Raw genomic sequence first — 16236 nt, 5'->3', positions numbered from 1 at the left:
TTACCTGTTATTTTAAATTTTGAACTTCAGATAAAATACCATCTAACTCTTTTGCCGCTTTTGTAAGTGTTGGCGCATCAAGAGGGGAAGACGTTGCACCAGCTTCTATTGTGTGAAGGGGAGTTTCGACCTTACCATATAGATCCGGGCTTTTAGCTTTCACGTCGTCTTCAAATGTTTGCCAATATTCCTCAAGCTTCGCTCCACTTTCTTTTACTTTTGTAGCATCCTTGGCTTTTAGCTGTGCATTTAGGTCAGCAATCGTTTGTTTCATATCCTTCACGCCATCACTAATGGAAACAGATTTTGGAGAGGACTGTTCGGTTTTCTTGGTTTCATCAGCTTTCTTTTCGTTATTGGTACCGCAAGCAGTTAAGCTTAATGCAGCTACTACGATGATAGGAACTAGTAATTTACGAGATTTCAATTTTGTTACCTCCAGTATGTACTTTTATTTTACTATCTTTTCTTTTATTTAAAAGTGCTGCAATAACAGCAATTATAAGTAAGATCACCTGAGGGATAATACTTTCCCAGGTTGAATATACACCGAAAAAGTCAATGCTAGGGATGGGTGCTTGAGTTGCCGGTAATAACCCGGCAAGCTGCAACCCATGAATCCCCATGCCTGCAAATTTAATACATAGGTAGAACATCAAAATGCTTGATACGAGGAAGAATGGACGCATTGGAATTTTCAAACCTACCTTGAGTATGAGGTATGAAACAATTACAAGGATGATCAGCCCAATGGCAATCCCAAGTAAAAGCGTTGCTAACTTAATGGAAGCAGCCATCCCGATAAAGAATAGGACAGTCTCTGTTCCTTCACGGAAAACAGCCAGGAACGAAAGAATGGCTAGGGAGAACAAGCTACCGGTATCAAGTGCTTTTGTACTTTGTGTGCGAATATATCGTTGCCATTCAGCAAGACTTGATTTACTGTGAAGCCAATAACTCATATATAGAAGCATCACTGCTGCAAATATCCCTGTCCAGCCGGATATCAAAAAATTGTTACTGCCGAATGCACCAGCAGAAAATAATAGATTTACAATTACGGCAAGTACAAGGCTTACTCCAAGTCCGGCTCCTACTCCGTACCAGATCCATTTACTTTTCGCTTCATGGCCAGCTTTTCTCAAAAATCCAAGCAAAGCCACCACTACAAGCAATCCTTCCAATCCTTCGCGAAGAAGAATGGTCGTTGCATCAAGCATCGTATAACTTGTCTTTGCTACCAGTGGAGAGAGGTAATCACGCATACCTTCAATCGTTTTTTTTGCACCTGGTACATCTGGGTGATTGGAGGATAGCATGGCGTAACTAGCAACCATATCCCTTTCTGCATTACCATATATCTTTGAGGATTGAGTAAGGACAATTCCCTCGACATTCAACCATGATTTTCGGAACTTCTCTATGTCCCCTCTTGCGCCTTCGATATCATTATCATTAATCTTCGAAAGAGACTGATTTAGCAGTGTCACAAGTTCTGCTACATTTCCAGTGGTACCTGAATTTTTACCACTTTTAGATGAAGAAGAATACTTACCCTCTATAAACTTTTGATTGGTCTCTTTTAATCTAATAAGTGCATTTTTTAATTTCTCATTATCCACAGGCTGCTGAGCAAAAGCGAACTGAGCTTGACCCATGTTATCTTCAATATCATGATAGGCTGGCTGAGAATGGTTTTTCACTCCATCTTCAATAGAAATCCAAGTAGATGTAAAGGTTTTGTATTGCTTAAAAGCTTCCTTTGTGTCCCCCTTATCCACAGATTGGATAGATTCTACAATTATCTCATTTGCCTTTTTCATATCATCGGATGCATTAGCTGCAAAACTATTTATTGGTAAAATGACAAAAGCTGTGAGTAAAATTAAAAAAGTCGTAACTAACTTGATTTTCATAAAGGCCCCCTATGGATTGAAAAGTATCTTGTTATGTAAAAAAAAAATTTGTAATCAGTAATGAAAATCACTATCAATTATATTCATAGAAACTATACGTTCTTTATTAATGGATGTCAATAAATATTCTGATATGAAGGGGTCGATTTAAAACAAGTAGGATGACACGGAGAAGCCCGCAACATTACTAAACTAAGACCAAGAGTCCCCGGGGCAGCTTAGCAGGCCTCTGCCTTATGAATAGACCGAACGAAGGAATGTAAGCGCAAATGACGCTAAGAGACATGGGAGGGTACGTCATCATAAGTTTCGCAGAGATCTATTGTGCATCACATAGTGGAGAAAATAGCTAATGATTTCCATTAGTTTTAGCGAAGCGTACCCTCAATTTAGTAATAAAAACCAGAATTTCAATACTCTGTTTAAAAGTAGGATAAAAAAATAATTCCCCTAATACACCGAGTGGTGCAAACCGTTGATACATCAATGTTCATAGAGGGAGGTTAGTTGAACAACCGCCCCTTTTAAGCATGGTAATAATAAAATGTATGGAACATTACGGCAGCTAGTGCTGCAATTTCTTCCGTGGTTGATTAAATTTAGAGTAGTTTTTTTTCAGGTCCTCATTGTGAGGGCTTTTTTTGTTGAAAATGTAAACACCCGTGTATATTGTATCGGATGAAATTCAAAAGGATTATTTTGAAAATAAGCCCATTTTACTAGATTGGTTAGATATACTTGAAAAGGAAAATTGAGAGGGTCATTTAATGAGTAGGGAAGTGTAAAAATGCTCTGGAAAATTTACTTTTGGCTAATTATAGCTATATCGATAGCTTCAATGTTTGTAGAAGCGGTTCATGGTCCGGTGATAGAAACTACGGATACTGTTATCAGCATTATTTCCACAATTGGATTATTTGGTTATGTATATAACAAACAATTGTTATCAAAGTCATTCTGGAAATTCGTATTTATAATAACTGTAATTGAAGTGCTTGCATACACAATGTTGGATGTGCTTAATGATCCAGAACTTGGAGTAGGGGGAATGATTTTCGTTACAGCTTTCACGCTTATCATAATGTTTCCTTTCTTTCTAGGTTTATATAGATATGGATTCCGTAAGCAAAATTTAGCTTAGTGTCTTCATAATAGCAGGTGCATTTGTTTGAATAAGGCATTAAAAAAGGAGATTACAACATATGTTAACAGTCGATAATTATATTGAGTCTATTAAAGATAACCTTGAGAAACATTCAGATCTTATAGTAGGTAAGCTTAAAAATATCATTACATACAACTTTTTTTCTGAAATAGATTTGTTGGATTTTACCGCATTTATTGAGCCTGCAAATTTTGGAATTTCAATAAGGATGTTCTCTATGGATAGAGAAGCCAATGAAGTTTTTTATGAAGGTAATGACTCAACAGTTTTCGCAGGTAGTGTTGATATAGTTTCTGATGTTACATACTATCAGTTAATCGAAAATTCATTGGATGATTTTATTGATAATTTTTACGAAGAAAACTATCCAGCAATATACGAGTTAGAACAAAAAGCGTTTACAGGTTGGTTTAGTCAATGTTGGAAAAAATCAGGTGGAGATATATTGAAATTACCATCATTCTTTGTTTTCCACGATGATACTAAATCATATGAGTTGAAAAATAATCAATGGATTGATGATGAAGAAAAATGGTTATAAAAAACGATGAAGAATGCCTATATATAGGCATTATTTTTTATTATGGAGATATCAGCATTAACGAGTAACATAGCTTATTTTTAAACATCTCATATTTGCACCCAAAGCTTTGGCAGATTTAGTAACAAAATTGAATACTGAAACATAATCATCAGGCCACTAAGGATCAGTTGGCCATCAAAACAGCAGAAAATTACGAATAGGTTAAAGAGCTTGCTGCAGCTAACAAAATACAATTATAAACTTGAATGCTACGCTTAAATATGGGGAAGAAAAGGCTGGAAAAGCTGATAAATTAGTCACTGAACTTTAAAAGGAAATTCAAAAGGCTAATAAAGAAGTGGAGAAACACGGCAAAGAGGTTGAAAAAGTGAAAACTAAAACTGAGGCTGCTGAACCAATGACAAAAGAAGAAGTGGATGCAATAGATATCACTATAGATAAAGTAGATACAACATCAACAGAAGATCTACATTAAGAAGAATATCAATTTTAGTGAAATTTCTTTTTTGTCTCAACTGTTCTTTACGATTGAGGAATTAACAGCTTAAGTACGACTGACATCTAGCTAAAAAAATTCCAAAAGATTAAAAAATTAGGAAGATTATTTGTAAAACATGGTAGAATAATATTCTAGTAAAAATGTCATAGGAGGAATTTATTAATGAAAAAATACTTAATGGCAGCAAGTGCTTTTTTGGGGGCAATATGTCTCATCTTGGTTAGCGGAGTCTTGAAGGTTTCAGCAAACGTTGGGCTGGATTCCATGCAAGCAGCAAAGCTAATTAATGTAAATGCTGTTAATCATGCAATCCTTAATGGAGATGGAGATTACGAAGATTATTGGAAGTTCACGCTGAAAAAACCAGGTCAAGTCACCTTTAACATTAATAACTATCCAGGATATGCATGGGATTTTGAAATCCTGGATGGTAGTGGAAATGAGTTTACAGGTGGAACTACCGATTACAGCAATAAAGCCATGGGTGTAACGGCAAGGAAAGTAGGATTGCCAGCTGGTACATATTACATACATATTGAAGATTATACTAATTCTATTAACAAAACCTATTATTTTGCTGTTAATTTTGAAGAAAATGCAAATGTGGAATACGAATTCAACAATAGTTCAAGTGCAGCAAATAAAATTAAATTAAATACACCTTACGTGGGTGAGATACAAAATTATAGTGATGAGGATTATTATAGATTCACCCTTCCTGAAAGTGGAGCTGTCACTCTCAATATGAGTCAAAAAGCTGGCATCGGATGGAATGCGAGTATTTTAAATTTAGAGGGTGAAGTGCTTAGTGAGTTGACGACAGAATATTCTTCGAACGTCACAAAACCGACGGAACGGACGGTCGGGCTACCTAAAGGAGAGTACTTAATCCATATTGAAGACTATTCCAGTTCAACTCACCAGCCCTATGCCTTTAACGTGAAGTTTGCAAAGTCAACTGCCTATGAAAAAGAATTCAATGACAACGCCCAGCAGGCAAACAGTATTGGATTGGGCAAAAACTATTATGGGCATCTCCAAAGTTACAATGACGCTGATTATTTTACGTTTTTTCTATCAAAACCATCAAGTGTATCTCTAGAGATGGGAAGGAAGCCATCTGTTAGTTGGTATATGAGCCTCTATAATTCAAACGGTGATGAAGTGGGATCCTTTAATACGAAGTATGACCAGTTTGCAAATGGAATAGAATCGAAGAGGTATTCCCTTCCTGCAGGGCGGTACTATATATCGGTGAATGATTATACAAACACTCGCAATCATAAATACCAACTGGTTGTAAAAGTTCCAACGCCGTCTATTAGCAGTAAGTCGGTACAAATAACAAATTATGTAGGCAAATCGGATAGCGTGAAAGTGAATGCCCTGGCTAAAGGCGATGTAGTGAAGTTGTTCGATTCGAAAGGAAAGCTATTTGCTACATCTAAACCAGTATCAGGTACCTCTACAACTTTTAGCATCAAACAATTAGGAAAGAATGCCGGTTTTATCTATGTGTCGAACACCCGAAGTGGAATGCTCGAGAGTTCTAGAGTAAAGGTATCGTTTAAAGCAGAACCGAAGACACCTAAGCCAAGCGCTTCCAACATTATGATTAAGAATAATAAGGGGAAGTCAGATACAGTAATAGTCAAAGGATTGAAAAAAAGCGACGTTGTTAAACTCTATTCATCCTCCGGGAAGTATCTATCTAGTAAAACATCCACTTCTTCCTCTGCAACCCTTACGGTTAAGCAGTTAGGTAAGGGTTCAGGTTCTGTTTATGTAACAGTGACACGCCCTGGAATGAATGAAAGCGACAAAGTGAAGAAAACATTCAAAGCAGAATAATGCATATTAGAGTTGGGACAGTATATTAAATAAAAGGGGGCGGCACTCAAATTGAGAGCCGTCTTTTTAGTAAAAAGAAGAGAATTAGTTATTCTTAAATAGGATGGAAAATTTGCATTGGAATTTTGGTTTATCTCATCTTTTTCATCTCATAAGTTAAGATTTCTCTTAATATATAGGCTATATATTTTGGGGTTTTATTACATGTAAGATTTTTTAATGACCGTTAATGTGGATTATTTCCAGAAATAATGCTGTTATTTGTAAAATACATACTTTAAGACGGGACGCTTATGAAAAAAAACGCAACTAGCTTTAATGTTTCTCTTAATACCTCTGGCAATATTAATTTCTTTTTGGTTTTCGGAAGCCTTATTACGAGGGGAATATGATTTAGCTATAGATGGTTTTGTTGTAGCCAGAGCCTTAATAATTATTTACACATTACATTTATTAGGGGAATTAGGAGAATTAAGTATTAAAAACAAAAAAGATTAGCCATGAGCTAATCTTTTTTTATGGATTAATAGTTGACCAGTCCGTATTCACCGAACTTAACTTTTTTGACTTTATAATTCTTCTTTGTAATGGTATCCCCATTGTAGATATTAATGGTGTGGTTTTCTCCTGTTTCAACAGCATATTTCACTCTATATCCCATATAGACTCGTCTATTAGGACCAACATCTAATGAATAGGTATTAGCACTTGATTTAGAAAATCCTAGACTGATGCTCAATCCTTTTATACTGCCAGATACAGTCGGACTAAACAAAACAAAAATGGAAATCATTTTGTGATTTCCATTTTTGTTTCTGTATTTTTTAGGTCATAAAATTCGTAGATTAAGTTTTGATCAACCTATTGCAGTTAAATTTCTAATAACTGGAATAAATATAAGATTTAACATCTAACATCTTCTCCAACAATTGCTTGCCAAATAATCAATTTTAAAAGGCCGTAATTTAATATACTCACTTTTTCATTGAGATTATATTGAAAAATTCATTTTTTGTTATTGATAGGTTTTTGTATTACCTAATCTATATATTCTTAGGCAGCAAGGCTCATTATCTTATGAATTTTAAAGGAAGTCTTTTCACTCCAAAAACGAACGGACTTGGAATCGCCTCCAGCTCAGCCCCTTTTACACCTTCCAATTTTGCAAAAGTACTTAAAAGTGTCACGAGAGCTACTTCTGCCTCTAGACGTGCAAGCGGGGCACCTAAACAAAAATGAATACCAAACCCGAAACTCAAATGTGGATTTAATTTCCTTTCTAACGTAAACCGATTAGGTTCTGCAAACTTTTGTTCATCCCGGTTTGCCGAACCGACCCAGCAAATTACTTGTTCCCCCTTTTGGATTGTTTTGCCCCCAACTTTGACATTTTCCTTTGTAACACGGCCAATTGCTTGTATTGGAGGATAAAAGCGTAGTGTTTCTTCTACCAATTTTGGTATTAAAGGCAGATTTGTCCTAGCTTGTTCTTGAATGTTTTTATCTTCTGTCATGTAGCGTACGGCATTTGTAATCAAATTAGTTGTTGTTTCATTGCCCGCAACTAATAATAAAACACAGAAAGATAGTACCTCTTCCTCTGTTAATTTTTCCCCATCAATTTTTGCTGCTAATAATAGCGAAATTAAATCTTCTTCAGGCTTATTTTTTCTCTCTTTAATTATTTTTTTGAAATATTCTTTAAGAAACTCGTTTCCTTCCTTGCGTTTTTGTGTCATTACTTGGAAGGCTTCACTTGAATTGTCTTTGGCCCCTTCCACGAGAACATCGGAATAGGTTTTAAAAAGATCGCGATCCTTAGTAGGGACCCCCAATAATTCGGCAATTATAATGACAGGCAACGGACCAGCAAGATCATGAACGAGATCCTTGGTTTCCTTCTCATTAACTTGATCGAGAAGATAGAGTGTCACCTCTTCGATTTTATTTTTTAAATCCTTCACTGCTTTAGGAGTGAATGCCTTGTTCACTAAGTTTCTCATTTTCGTATGTCTAGGAGGGTCCATTGTCAAAATGCTTCCTTGAAGAGTTCCAGACCCTCGTTCCGATGAAAACAGTTTTGGGTTTTTTAGAATATAATGAACGTCTTCATATCGGAACACATCCCAGCAGCTTCGATCCTCGTCGTACCTTACAGGAGTATTTTGTCGTAAACTATTAAAGATTGGAAAAGGAAATAATTGATCTGCGTTCGAAGCAATTTCTCTCATGGGGATGAGATTAGCATACTGCTCCACTGCGCTTGTTGATTTACGTTCTTGTTTCATGGTTTCATCTCTCCTTTTAATGTGTCTAATATTCATGCAGAAAATAGTGATGAACCGGTTCATTAACTAAGATAACAAACTCGTAATTTGGTTTCAATTGACATAAATTGAGAAATTTTTCAATAAGAAGAAAGTAATAACTCGGGAAATTTGATTCACCACCTATTGAAAAACTCTTTTGAGTTTCATAGCTTCTCGTTTAAGGTCATGCCGGTACCCCAAGTCATGCCAGCAGTATAACTATATATACTGCACCCTTATCCACTATTATTTTAGTCTGCCGCTGAAGTTTTTTATTTTACTGGAACAGAAAATTGTATCATAAGAGTTAAAAGACACTCACTCTTATAAAAGAGTGTTTTTTTGTGCAGAAGTTCACCTAATTATCTAAATTTTCCGAAATTATAATTGACCATAACGAGATGATTGTTTTAGAATTGATGTGTATATAAAATTATGTTTTATATATAAAACTATAAAGAGGGGGGAACGGTAATACCATATGGACAATCTTCAATTGAAATAAAAATATATTTGATTTGGGGAGGTAAGTAATATGTTTAAGAATAAATTGGCGTTCGTTCTGCTTTGTTTAGTGTTTATAGTATCTGGATGCAGTTCAAGTGAAGAAACAACTACAGAAAATAAGGGGAATTCAGGAGGAAAAGCGATTAAGCTTACTTTTACGGAACCTGCACGGTTGTTGTCAGTTGCCCCATTATATGTAGCCATCGAGCAAGGATTTTTTGAAAAAGAAGGAATTGAAGCTGAGATTGTATCTGGTGGTGGAGGAGCACAAGTCATTGCTTCTGTATTATCGGGAGAAGCTCAATTTGCCGTCTCAGGTCCTCGAAGTATGTTCACTCCTCTTGACAAAGGTGAAGATTTAATGGCGATTCAATCTTTAAATTCAGCGCTTACCTATCAAATTACTCTCTCTAATCAATATTTAAAGAAAAAGAAAGTTTCTAAAGACTCATCACTTGAAGATAGAGTTGCTTCATTGAATGGCGCAACCATCGGTACAAATCTTGTTGGCGATTCTGGAGACGTATACACCCGATATTTAATGCAAATGCATGGTGTTGATCCCAATACTCTTAAAGCAGTCAAATTAGCAGGGGATGGATCGAAGATTGGCGGTATGCAGGAGGGAGTTGTTGACGGAGGGATAGCATCACCTCCGATGGGTTTACAAGCGGAAAGTAAAGATGTTGGTGAGATTGTAATCAATACAAGTGAAGAGCCAATGTATGGGAATATGGTCTGGGAAGCTGTTTTTGCTAAAAAAGAATATTTAGTAGAAAATCACGAAACATCTTTGAAAGTAGTTCGGGCAATAGGGAAAGGTATGGAATTCACACGTAATCATCCAAGAGAGGCAGCCGAATCAATCGTATCTTATTTTGATGGAATTGATGTCGATATTCTAGAGGAATCAATTATCGGATTGAAAAACACTTTTAAAGGCTATGGAGAAATGAATCAAGAAGCTTGGGACAATGCTCAGGATCCACTGGTTGAATTTGGTAAGTTGTCAGGCGTTTCTACTAAACAGGATACTACTGAAGATGTTATTTGGACCAATGGTTATATAGAAGAAGCTTTTAAAAAATAAGTAGATAGAAAGGAGATGATAATCAAGATGGAAAACGCACAAAAGGGAAATTTCAAATTGTCCACTCGTTTTTTGGATGTTACTTACGTAAACAATAAAACCGGTGCAGAAGTGATTGCCCTGCAGAATATAAACCTACATATCAAAGATGGTGAATTTATATGTATTGTAGGGCCGAGCGGCTGTGGGAAAACCACTTTTTTAAATACTGTAGTTGGATTACTGAAGCCAAGCAAGGGAGAAATTCTATTAGATCAGCAAAAAATTGATGGTCCCGGAAAGGACAGGGCAATGGTTTTTCAAAACCCTAGTCTATTACCTTGGAGAACAGTTATGGAAAATGTTCTCTATGGAGTTGAACTGCAAAAGCAAGTAACCGCAGAGAAAAAGAAAGAGGCCAAAGAATTTATTGAAATGGTCGGTTTAAAAGGTTATGAAAATCATTATCCCCACGAATTGTCAGGAGGGATGCAGCAAAGGGTAAACTTGGCTCGAGCATTAACGGTAAACCCGTCATTAATATTACTGGATGAGCCATTTTCGGCTCTAGACGCACAAACCAGGGAATTTATGCAAGGTGAGTTACTTAGAATATGGGATGAGACAAAAAAGACAAGTCTTTTTATTACACACCAAATTGATGAAGCGGTATTTTTAGCTGATCGAGTTTTTGTTTTTGGGGCAAGACCAGGCCGTGTAGTGGAGGTTGTGGATGTTGATATACCTAGACCGAGAGATCTCCAGGTGAAGCGCAGCCCGGAATTTTTAGAGTTTGTAGATCATATATGGTCCATTATTGAACAGGAGTCTTCAAAACAAGGCTTCGATAATAAAGAAAAATAATAAAGGGAAAGGAGAATAATATGACGAAGGGTACTATCCAACTTACACAATCAAAGCACAAGATAAAAAAGGCGAAGAAAATAAAAAAAGAAAAGAAGTCATTTTTTATCAGTGTTGCTTCTGTTTTAATATTCCTGTTGCTTTGGGAAGTTGCTTCTCAAAATGAATGGATAAATCCATTGTTCATTAGCTCACCAATTGAAATTGCACAAGCGGCAGTTTTAATGGTCCAAGAAAGTTCTTTTTGGGAAAATATGAAAGTAAGTGGTTACGAATTTATTGCAGGCTTTGTTTTAGCCATACTTATTGGAATTCCAATTGGTGTGTTATCGGGCTGGAATTCCAACTTTAATGCTGTAGTTAATCCTTTCATTTCAGGATTATATGTAACTCCTAAAGTCGCCCTTTTACCAGTGATCATAATTGCGTTCGGTATAGGCCCAGCATCAAAAATTGTAATAGTATTTTTGATGGCCTTCTTTCCAATAGTGATGAGCGCTCAAAAAGCAATGTTAACATTAGATCAAAACTTAATAAAAGCAGCAAGAACATTTAGTGCAAGTGAATTTCAAATTTTTAAAACGATTGCTTTGCCTTCGACGGTACCATTCCTTTTAAACGGTATTCGCTTAGGTATTGGTCAAGGATTAATTGCTGTAGTTGTAGGTGAATTATTCGCTTCGACAGCTGGTATAGGATATCAATTGACAAGCAATGGCCAAAATCTGCAAACAGATCGTATGTTTGTTGGAGTGTTGGTCATTACGATTACGGGAATCATTCTTACTTCATTATTAGGCATTATTGAAAGACGCTTTTCTTCTTGGAAACCAGAAAATAGTTAATTTGATTTACACTTTAAACGTTATTATTAAGTATAGCTGCGCAAAACTGTTACAGTGTAAAAGCCTCAAGACAATATTTCAAGTAAGCTTAAATATGGAAAAGGTAATTGTACACGAGTTTGTAGACAAAAGGGGTGCCGTGTGAATATTTAAACAAAGTTGATTGGAACGCAAGGTACGAGACTCCTGCGGGAAAGCGAGTCCAAGGGGGATCCCACAGGCGCCAAGAGTGCCGAGGAGGCTCCCTGACCGCCCGCGGAAAGCGAGTGCCTGGAGTGGAAATCAACATTCATATTTTAACTCCCAATCTTAATATCGAGTTTGTCTACAGTCTGAACAAAAGGTGCTTCCTATACGAAGCATCTTTTGTTTAGCATGCTTTTCAAACCTAATCCATCTTTAATTGAAGATTTCCATTCCAAGTCCATCTCTTATTTACTTTATTCAGCGATGATTACATCTCAGAATGTACTCTGATTCGTTATTTTTACTGTTTCACTTCACAGCGAGATAGAAATTTTATTGAAGTTCTCACGTATCCATGATACCTTCAGTTTATAGTGAATGGTTGGGAGGAATAGGTTTTGAACACTAAGGCGTTTTTATTGGCATTTATTACTGTTATTATTTGGGGATCTACATTCGCTGCTATTCGTGCAAGCTTGCATGGCGGGTATTCAGCCGGCCATTTGGTACTTGTTCGTTATCTTATAGCTTCAGGGATTTTTGTCCTTTATGCTCTATGGCCTGGGGTGAAATTTCGACTCCCGAAAAAAGAGGATTTGCTGAGGATATCGATCCTTGCATTTATTGGTATTAGTATTTATCATATCGGGGTGACATTCGGGGAACAAACCGTTTCGGCGGGAACGGCTGGAATGCTGATTGGTTCAGCACCTGTTTTCATCGCGATCATTGCTTCGTTCGTATTAAAAGAACGCCTCGGCCTATTCGGATGGATTGGTTTAGGTATAGGATTCACAGGAATCACTTTAATAACATTAGGTACTGCAGGCCCTTCCTTGAATATTTCTCAAGGTGCATTTTTAGTGCTGATGTCTGCTATTGCTTCTGCGGTGTTTTTTGTTTTCCAAAAGCCGCTGTTTAGCCGCTATAATCCGATTGAATTGACAGCCTATTTCACATGGATCGGTACAATACCCTTTTTCATATTTTTTCCTGGGCTATTTCAAGATATTCAACACGCTACAATGGAAGGTCATTTATCAGCGATATTTGTTGGTATTTTCCCTGCGGCCATCGGTTATGTAACTTGGGCAGTCGCACTTTCATTAGGAAAAGCCAGTTCCGTTTCCAGCTTGTTATACCTTGAACCCGTGATTGCCATTTTCGTCGCTTGGGTTTGGCTGCGGGAAGTGCCTAGTACTCTTTCAGTCATGGGCGGCGGAATTGCGATATTAGGAGTTCTCGTCGTTAATGGGTTCGGAAAGTATAAATCAGTAATGAAAAAAGCAGCATGATAGTTGTTTAAACTGAAGACAATTGCAGCATTTTAAATCCATCATGAAGAATGAACGTTTATCCTTCTTTAAAGACTCAACACATAGGAGGGCACCCAATAAAGGAATTCACCCAGGTTGCAGAGATCGATCAGTTACACCTTACACCTGGGGAATTGGATTTTTCCTCCTCTTTTAATTATTTAAAATTAAATCTATTCTTAAAGTCCCAATCCAATTTAAATGAATTGTTTTCACTTGTTAAAAATTTAAAATCGATATAGGACTTTTCTTTTTTAGACATTTCGTCGACAAATGGCGAATAAGTTCGGAATACCAATACATTTTTCTTTTCATCAAACTCTACAAGTCTTAGCCAGCCATTACCCCCTCGATAATTCGTTTGGTAATTGACCAGCATTTGAATGACATCATTTCCTGAAGAATTATGTTTTACCCGATGTGCTATCCCAAAATAATGCCCATTAACCGTCATGAACACTTGATTATGGTCCTTTACAAGTTCATTCCAAATCAGCCGTCCATTAGACGACTCGACGCCGATGGTTTTATCATCCTTAACCTTCGGAAATATAATATCATGTGAGACGAGGATTGTCGGTTTATCTTTATGCAGATCTAGAACCTTTTTTGCCCATTCCAGGTCCTTATGCAGATTTTTCATATCGACTATCAAGACTAAGTATTCATAACTCCCTGCCTTAACAATTGCATATGAGCTATACCCAGAGGGAGACGACCCCTTATAGTATTTTTTATTCAAAAAACGCTGCGGCCCATAATGTGTTAAAAAAGGGTCTCCGGCCGCGTAGTCATGATTCCCGGCCGCCATCATATATGGAACATCCTTTTTATCCAAAAGGGAAATGGCACCTAGGGAATTCTGCCATTGTTTTTCTAAATCACTATCGACTATGTCCCCAACAAATGTATTCATGATAATATTGTTCTTCTTAGTGTTATTGGAAATCCAGTTCATTTGGCTATTGAATATCTCTGGATTTTGACTTGAATATTTCTGGGTATCTGGAACAAAAAGAAAATTATAATTCTTCTTATTCGTTAGAAAGGGTAAAGCTTTGTTTGATCCTTCGAATGGTTCATCGTCACGGGCATCTTTCACAAGCCATTCTTTTTCGGTTAAAGCCTTTCCAGCAATTCGGATTTCCTGGATATTCCCTTTGAATAGTGCATTAAACTTATTTCCCCACTCAGATGCCCCGATGTTCCAGCCTTTACCTTTAACTGCTGCAATACCTATTACTTTTTCTGATTTTCCGTAATCACTTATGCCATTCAACGTTAAAGTCGTCGTGTCACCATCATTAACAACTGCCAAATGGTACCATTCATCAGCATTTAATGATCGAGACCAATTGCTTACATTATAATTTAAATTAGATGGATGACTTGTCCAGTGGATTTTTTGATCACTGGATACAGTTAAAGAAGAAAGGATTTTCTTCTCGCCTTCCATTTTATTAAGATCGGCAGCCTGTCCTTGTCTAGAGAAAAGCCCCATGAGACTCTTGGAATCACTTGGCAACTTAAAAATCGCTTCAATGGTAAAACCCTTATCGAATTTCTCCGAATTGATAGGTGCATCCTTTTTGGTTTTGAAATACCTACCTGTAGGGGCATTTTCATAATTAGCGAACTCCAAGCTATTCACTTTTTCTTGATCATGATAATCTTCTTCAGACCATTGAATCATTTTATTTAATTCAGGCGAGGCAGGATCACCAATCGTCACCAACTCTAAATCATTTCCATGCTTGCTTGTATCTTCTATAATTAAATTACCTTTATCGATTGAACCGCTTTTAACATGTTGTTTTGTGAATTTCCAATTTGCTACGATATTGCTTCGATTATTTTCAGCAACGGAATCAGCCGATTTGGCAATGCCAGGAACAATCATACATAAGAGTGAGAGACCTATTAATGCTTTTTTCATTCTCATAAAACATTCACCCCAATACATTTTGATTAAGCGATATACATTTATCCTTTTAGACTACCTGGATTAATTTGTAGCGAACTAAGCCTAGGTAGAATTCCGTATGGCTGCAATATGGTATAGTTTGCTTATCTTCTCGATAACTTATTAAGGTTGAGTAAAAAAGACTTATTCTTTTCAAGGGAATTAGGAGATAAGTCCTGATGTGCACAAATTATCTTGTTGAAATCAAGGATTACAACTAATTGTCAATTGAGGTTTGCAGTAATTTGAATTTCAGATGGAGAGGTAGGAAATAAGCAACGTGTTAGTATAAAGACTGGGATTTTTATCAAGAAAATGAGGTGAATAAAATGGTGGGAAGGAGATAGGTAGCCTCCTAATAGAAGTGGTATTAATCTTAGGAGGCAATCTTGAATTATAGGAGATGTATGACTGTGAAACAAAACAAATACGATGATGCAAATTTCTTTTCTGCGTATGAGCAAATGCCACGATCGGTCAAAGGACTTGAAGCTGCTGGAGAATGGCATGTACTAAAAGAGCTAATGCCAAATCTGCATAACAAGAGTGTACTTGATTTGGGATGCGGTTTCGGCTGGCATTGCCGATTTGCCCGAGAGCAACAGGCCAGTTCCGTCGTAGGTGTGGATATTTCCGACAACATGCTACAAAGAGCACGCGAAAAAACGGATGATCCTTCCATTTCATATATGAAAATGCCCATTGAAGACATCGATTTTTCCGGCTTTGAATTTGATGTGGTTATCAGTTCGTTGGCGTTTCATTACATTGAGTCCTATGAGTCAATCTGTAAAAAGGTCCATGATTGTTTAAAGCCTGGAGGCACTTTTGTATTCTCGGTTGAACATCCAATCTTTACTTCCCGTAAAGAACAAGCTTGGTATGTAGATGATCACGGAAATCATCTGCATTGGCCAGTTGACAATTATCAATTCGAAGGTGTGAGAGAAACAACCTTCTTAACCAAAAACGTAGTCAAGTATCATCGTACGATTTCAACATATATAAATGACTTGATTGGTGCTGGATTCAGCATAAGAGCCGTAAAGGAACCGATGCCATCTGATGAATTGTTAAAAAGTGTTCCTGAAATGGAAGATGAAAATCGAAGGCCCATGTTTTTAATGATTTCAGCAGTAAAGGAACCGAATTCTATGAATGAAGGAATCAAGTAAACGGCAAAAAGGCGTCTCTGCAAAAGT

At 36.8% G+C, this 16236-nt stretch carries 13 protein-coding genes; 8 read left to right on the top strand and 5 right to left on the bottom strand.

Going from position 1 to position 16236, the window contains the following annotated elements:
• Positions 1–7 precede the first annotated feature (7 nt).
• Both ACQKFG_RS21390 and ACQKFG_RS21385 read right to left on the bottom strand, forming a co-directional pair.
• Positions 8–427 carry a hypothetical protein gene (locus ACQKFG_RS21390; protein WP_192204296.1) on the bottom strand — a complete coding sequence of 140 codons (420 nt, stop codon included), beginning with the start codon at positions 425–427 and terminating at the stop codon, positions 8–10.
• Positions 414–1916, bottom strand: a complete 1503-nt coding sequence (locus ACQKFG_RS21385) for an FTR1 family iron permease (protein ID WP_427562579.1) — start codon at positions 1914–1916, stop codon at positions 414–416. Before ACQKFG_RS21385 ends, ACQKFG_RS21390 begins: the two co-directional genes overlap by 14 nt.
• Before the next feature lie 787 nt (positions 1917–2703).
• Here ACQKFG_RS21385 and ACQKFG_RS21380 point away from each other — a divergent pair.
• The 3 genes from ACQKFG_RS21380 to ACQKFG_RS21370 all read left to right on the top strand — a co-directional run bounded on the left by ACQKFG_RS21380 (position 2704) and on the right by ACQKFG_RS21370 (position 5975).
• Entirely contained in the window at positions 2704–3057 is a 354-nt protein-coding gene (locus ACQKFG_RS21380) for a hypothetical protein (RefSeq protein WP_192204298.1), read from the top strand.
• Positions 3058–3118: 61 nt separating this feature from the next.
• On the top strand, positions 3119–3622 hold the full coding sequence (locus tag ACQKFG_RS21375) for a hypothetical protein (RefSeq protein ID WP_427562576.1): 504 nt from the start codon (positions 3119–3121) through the stop codon (positions 3620–3622).
• A gap of 664 nt (positions 3623–4286) precedes the next feature.
• Entirely contained in the window at positions 4287–5975 is a 1689-nt protein-coding gene (locus ACQKFG_RS21370) for a hypothetical protein (RefSeq protein ID WP_427562573.1), read from the top strand.
• A 523-nt stretch (positions 5976–6498) separates the two neighbouring features.
• On the opposite strand, the gene ACQKFG_RS21365 is transcribed toward ACQKFG_RS21370, so the two are convergent.
• Both ACQKFG_RS21365 and ACQKFG_RS21360 read right to left on the bottom strand, forming a co-directional pair.
• Positions 6499–6768, bottom strand: a complete 270-nt coding sequence (locus ACQKFG_RS21365; protein ID WP_427562570.1) for a hypothetical protein — start codon at positions 6766–6768, stop codon at positions 6499–6501.
• Between the two features lie 277 nt (positions 6769–7045).
• Positions 7046–8263, bottom strand: a complete 1218-nt coding sequence (locus tag ACQKFG_RS21360) for a cytochrome P450 (RefSeq protein ID WP_427562567.1) — start codon at positions 8261–8263, stop codon at positions 7046–7048.
• Between the two features lie 556 nt (positions 8264–8819).
• Between ACQKFG_RS21360 and ACQKFG_RS21355 the strand changes: the two genes are divergently transcribed.
• From ACQKFG_RS21355 to ACQKFG_RS21340, 4 genes are all read left to right on the top strand, one after another.
• Positions 8820–9881, top strand: coding sequence for an ABC transporter substrate-binding protein (locus ACQKFG_RS21355; protein ID WP_427562564.1), 1062 nt, complete (start codon positions 8820–8822; stop codon positions 9879–9881).
• Positions 9882–9908: 27 nt separating this feature from the next.
• Positions 9909–10724 (top strand): ABC transporter ATP-binding protein, encoded by an 816-nt coding sequence (locus tag ACQKFG_RS21350; RefSeq protein WP_192204306.1) that lies wholly within the window; start codon positions 9909–9911, stop codon positions 10722–10724.
• A 20-nt stretch (positions 10725–10744) separates the two neighbouring features.
• Positions 10745–11569 (top strand): ABC transporter permease, encoded by an 825-nt coding sequence (locus ACQKFG_RS21345; RefSeq protein ID WP_427562560.1) that lies wholly within the window; start codon positions 10745–10747, stop codon positions 11567–11569.
• Between the two features lie 584 nt (positions 11570–12153).
• Positions 12154–13050 (top strand): DMT family transporter, encoded by an 897-nt coding sequence (locus tag ACQKFG_RS21340; protein ID WP_427562557.1) that lies wholly within the window; start codon positions 12154–12156, stop codon positions 13048–13050.
• 178 nt (positions 13051–13228) lie between these two features.
• Here the strand turns inward: ACQKFG_RS21340 and ACQKFG_RS21335 are convergent, their stop codons facing one another.
• Entirely contained in the window at positions 13229–15013 is a 1785-nt protein-coding gene (locus ACQKFG_RS21335) for a LamG-like jellyroll fold domain-containing protein (protein WP_427562555.1), read from the bottom strand.
• 434 nt (positions 15014–15447) lie between these two features.
• Between ACQKFG_RS21335 and ACQKFG_RS21330 the strand changes: the two genes are divergently transcribed.
• Positions 15448–16209: a class I SAM-dependent methyltransferase gene (locus ACQKFG_RS21330; protein ID WP_427562552.1), complete on the top strand. Its 762-nt coding sequence runs from the start codon at positions 15448–15450 to the stop codon at positions 16207–16209.
• Positions 16210–16236: the final 27 nt, after the last annotated feature.

Origin of the sequence: Peribacillus sp. NPDC076916 (assembly GCF_050269675.1) — a bacterium.
Classification (GTDB): domain Bacteria; phylum Bacillota; class Bacilli; order Bacillales; family DSM-1321; genus Peribacillus; species Peribacillus aracenensis.
The sequence above is the reverse complement of the archived record's forward strand: the minus strand, read 5'-3'. Positions and strand labels throughout refer to the sequence as shown.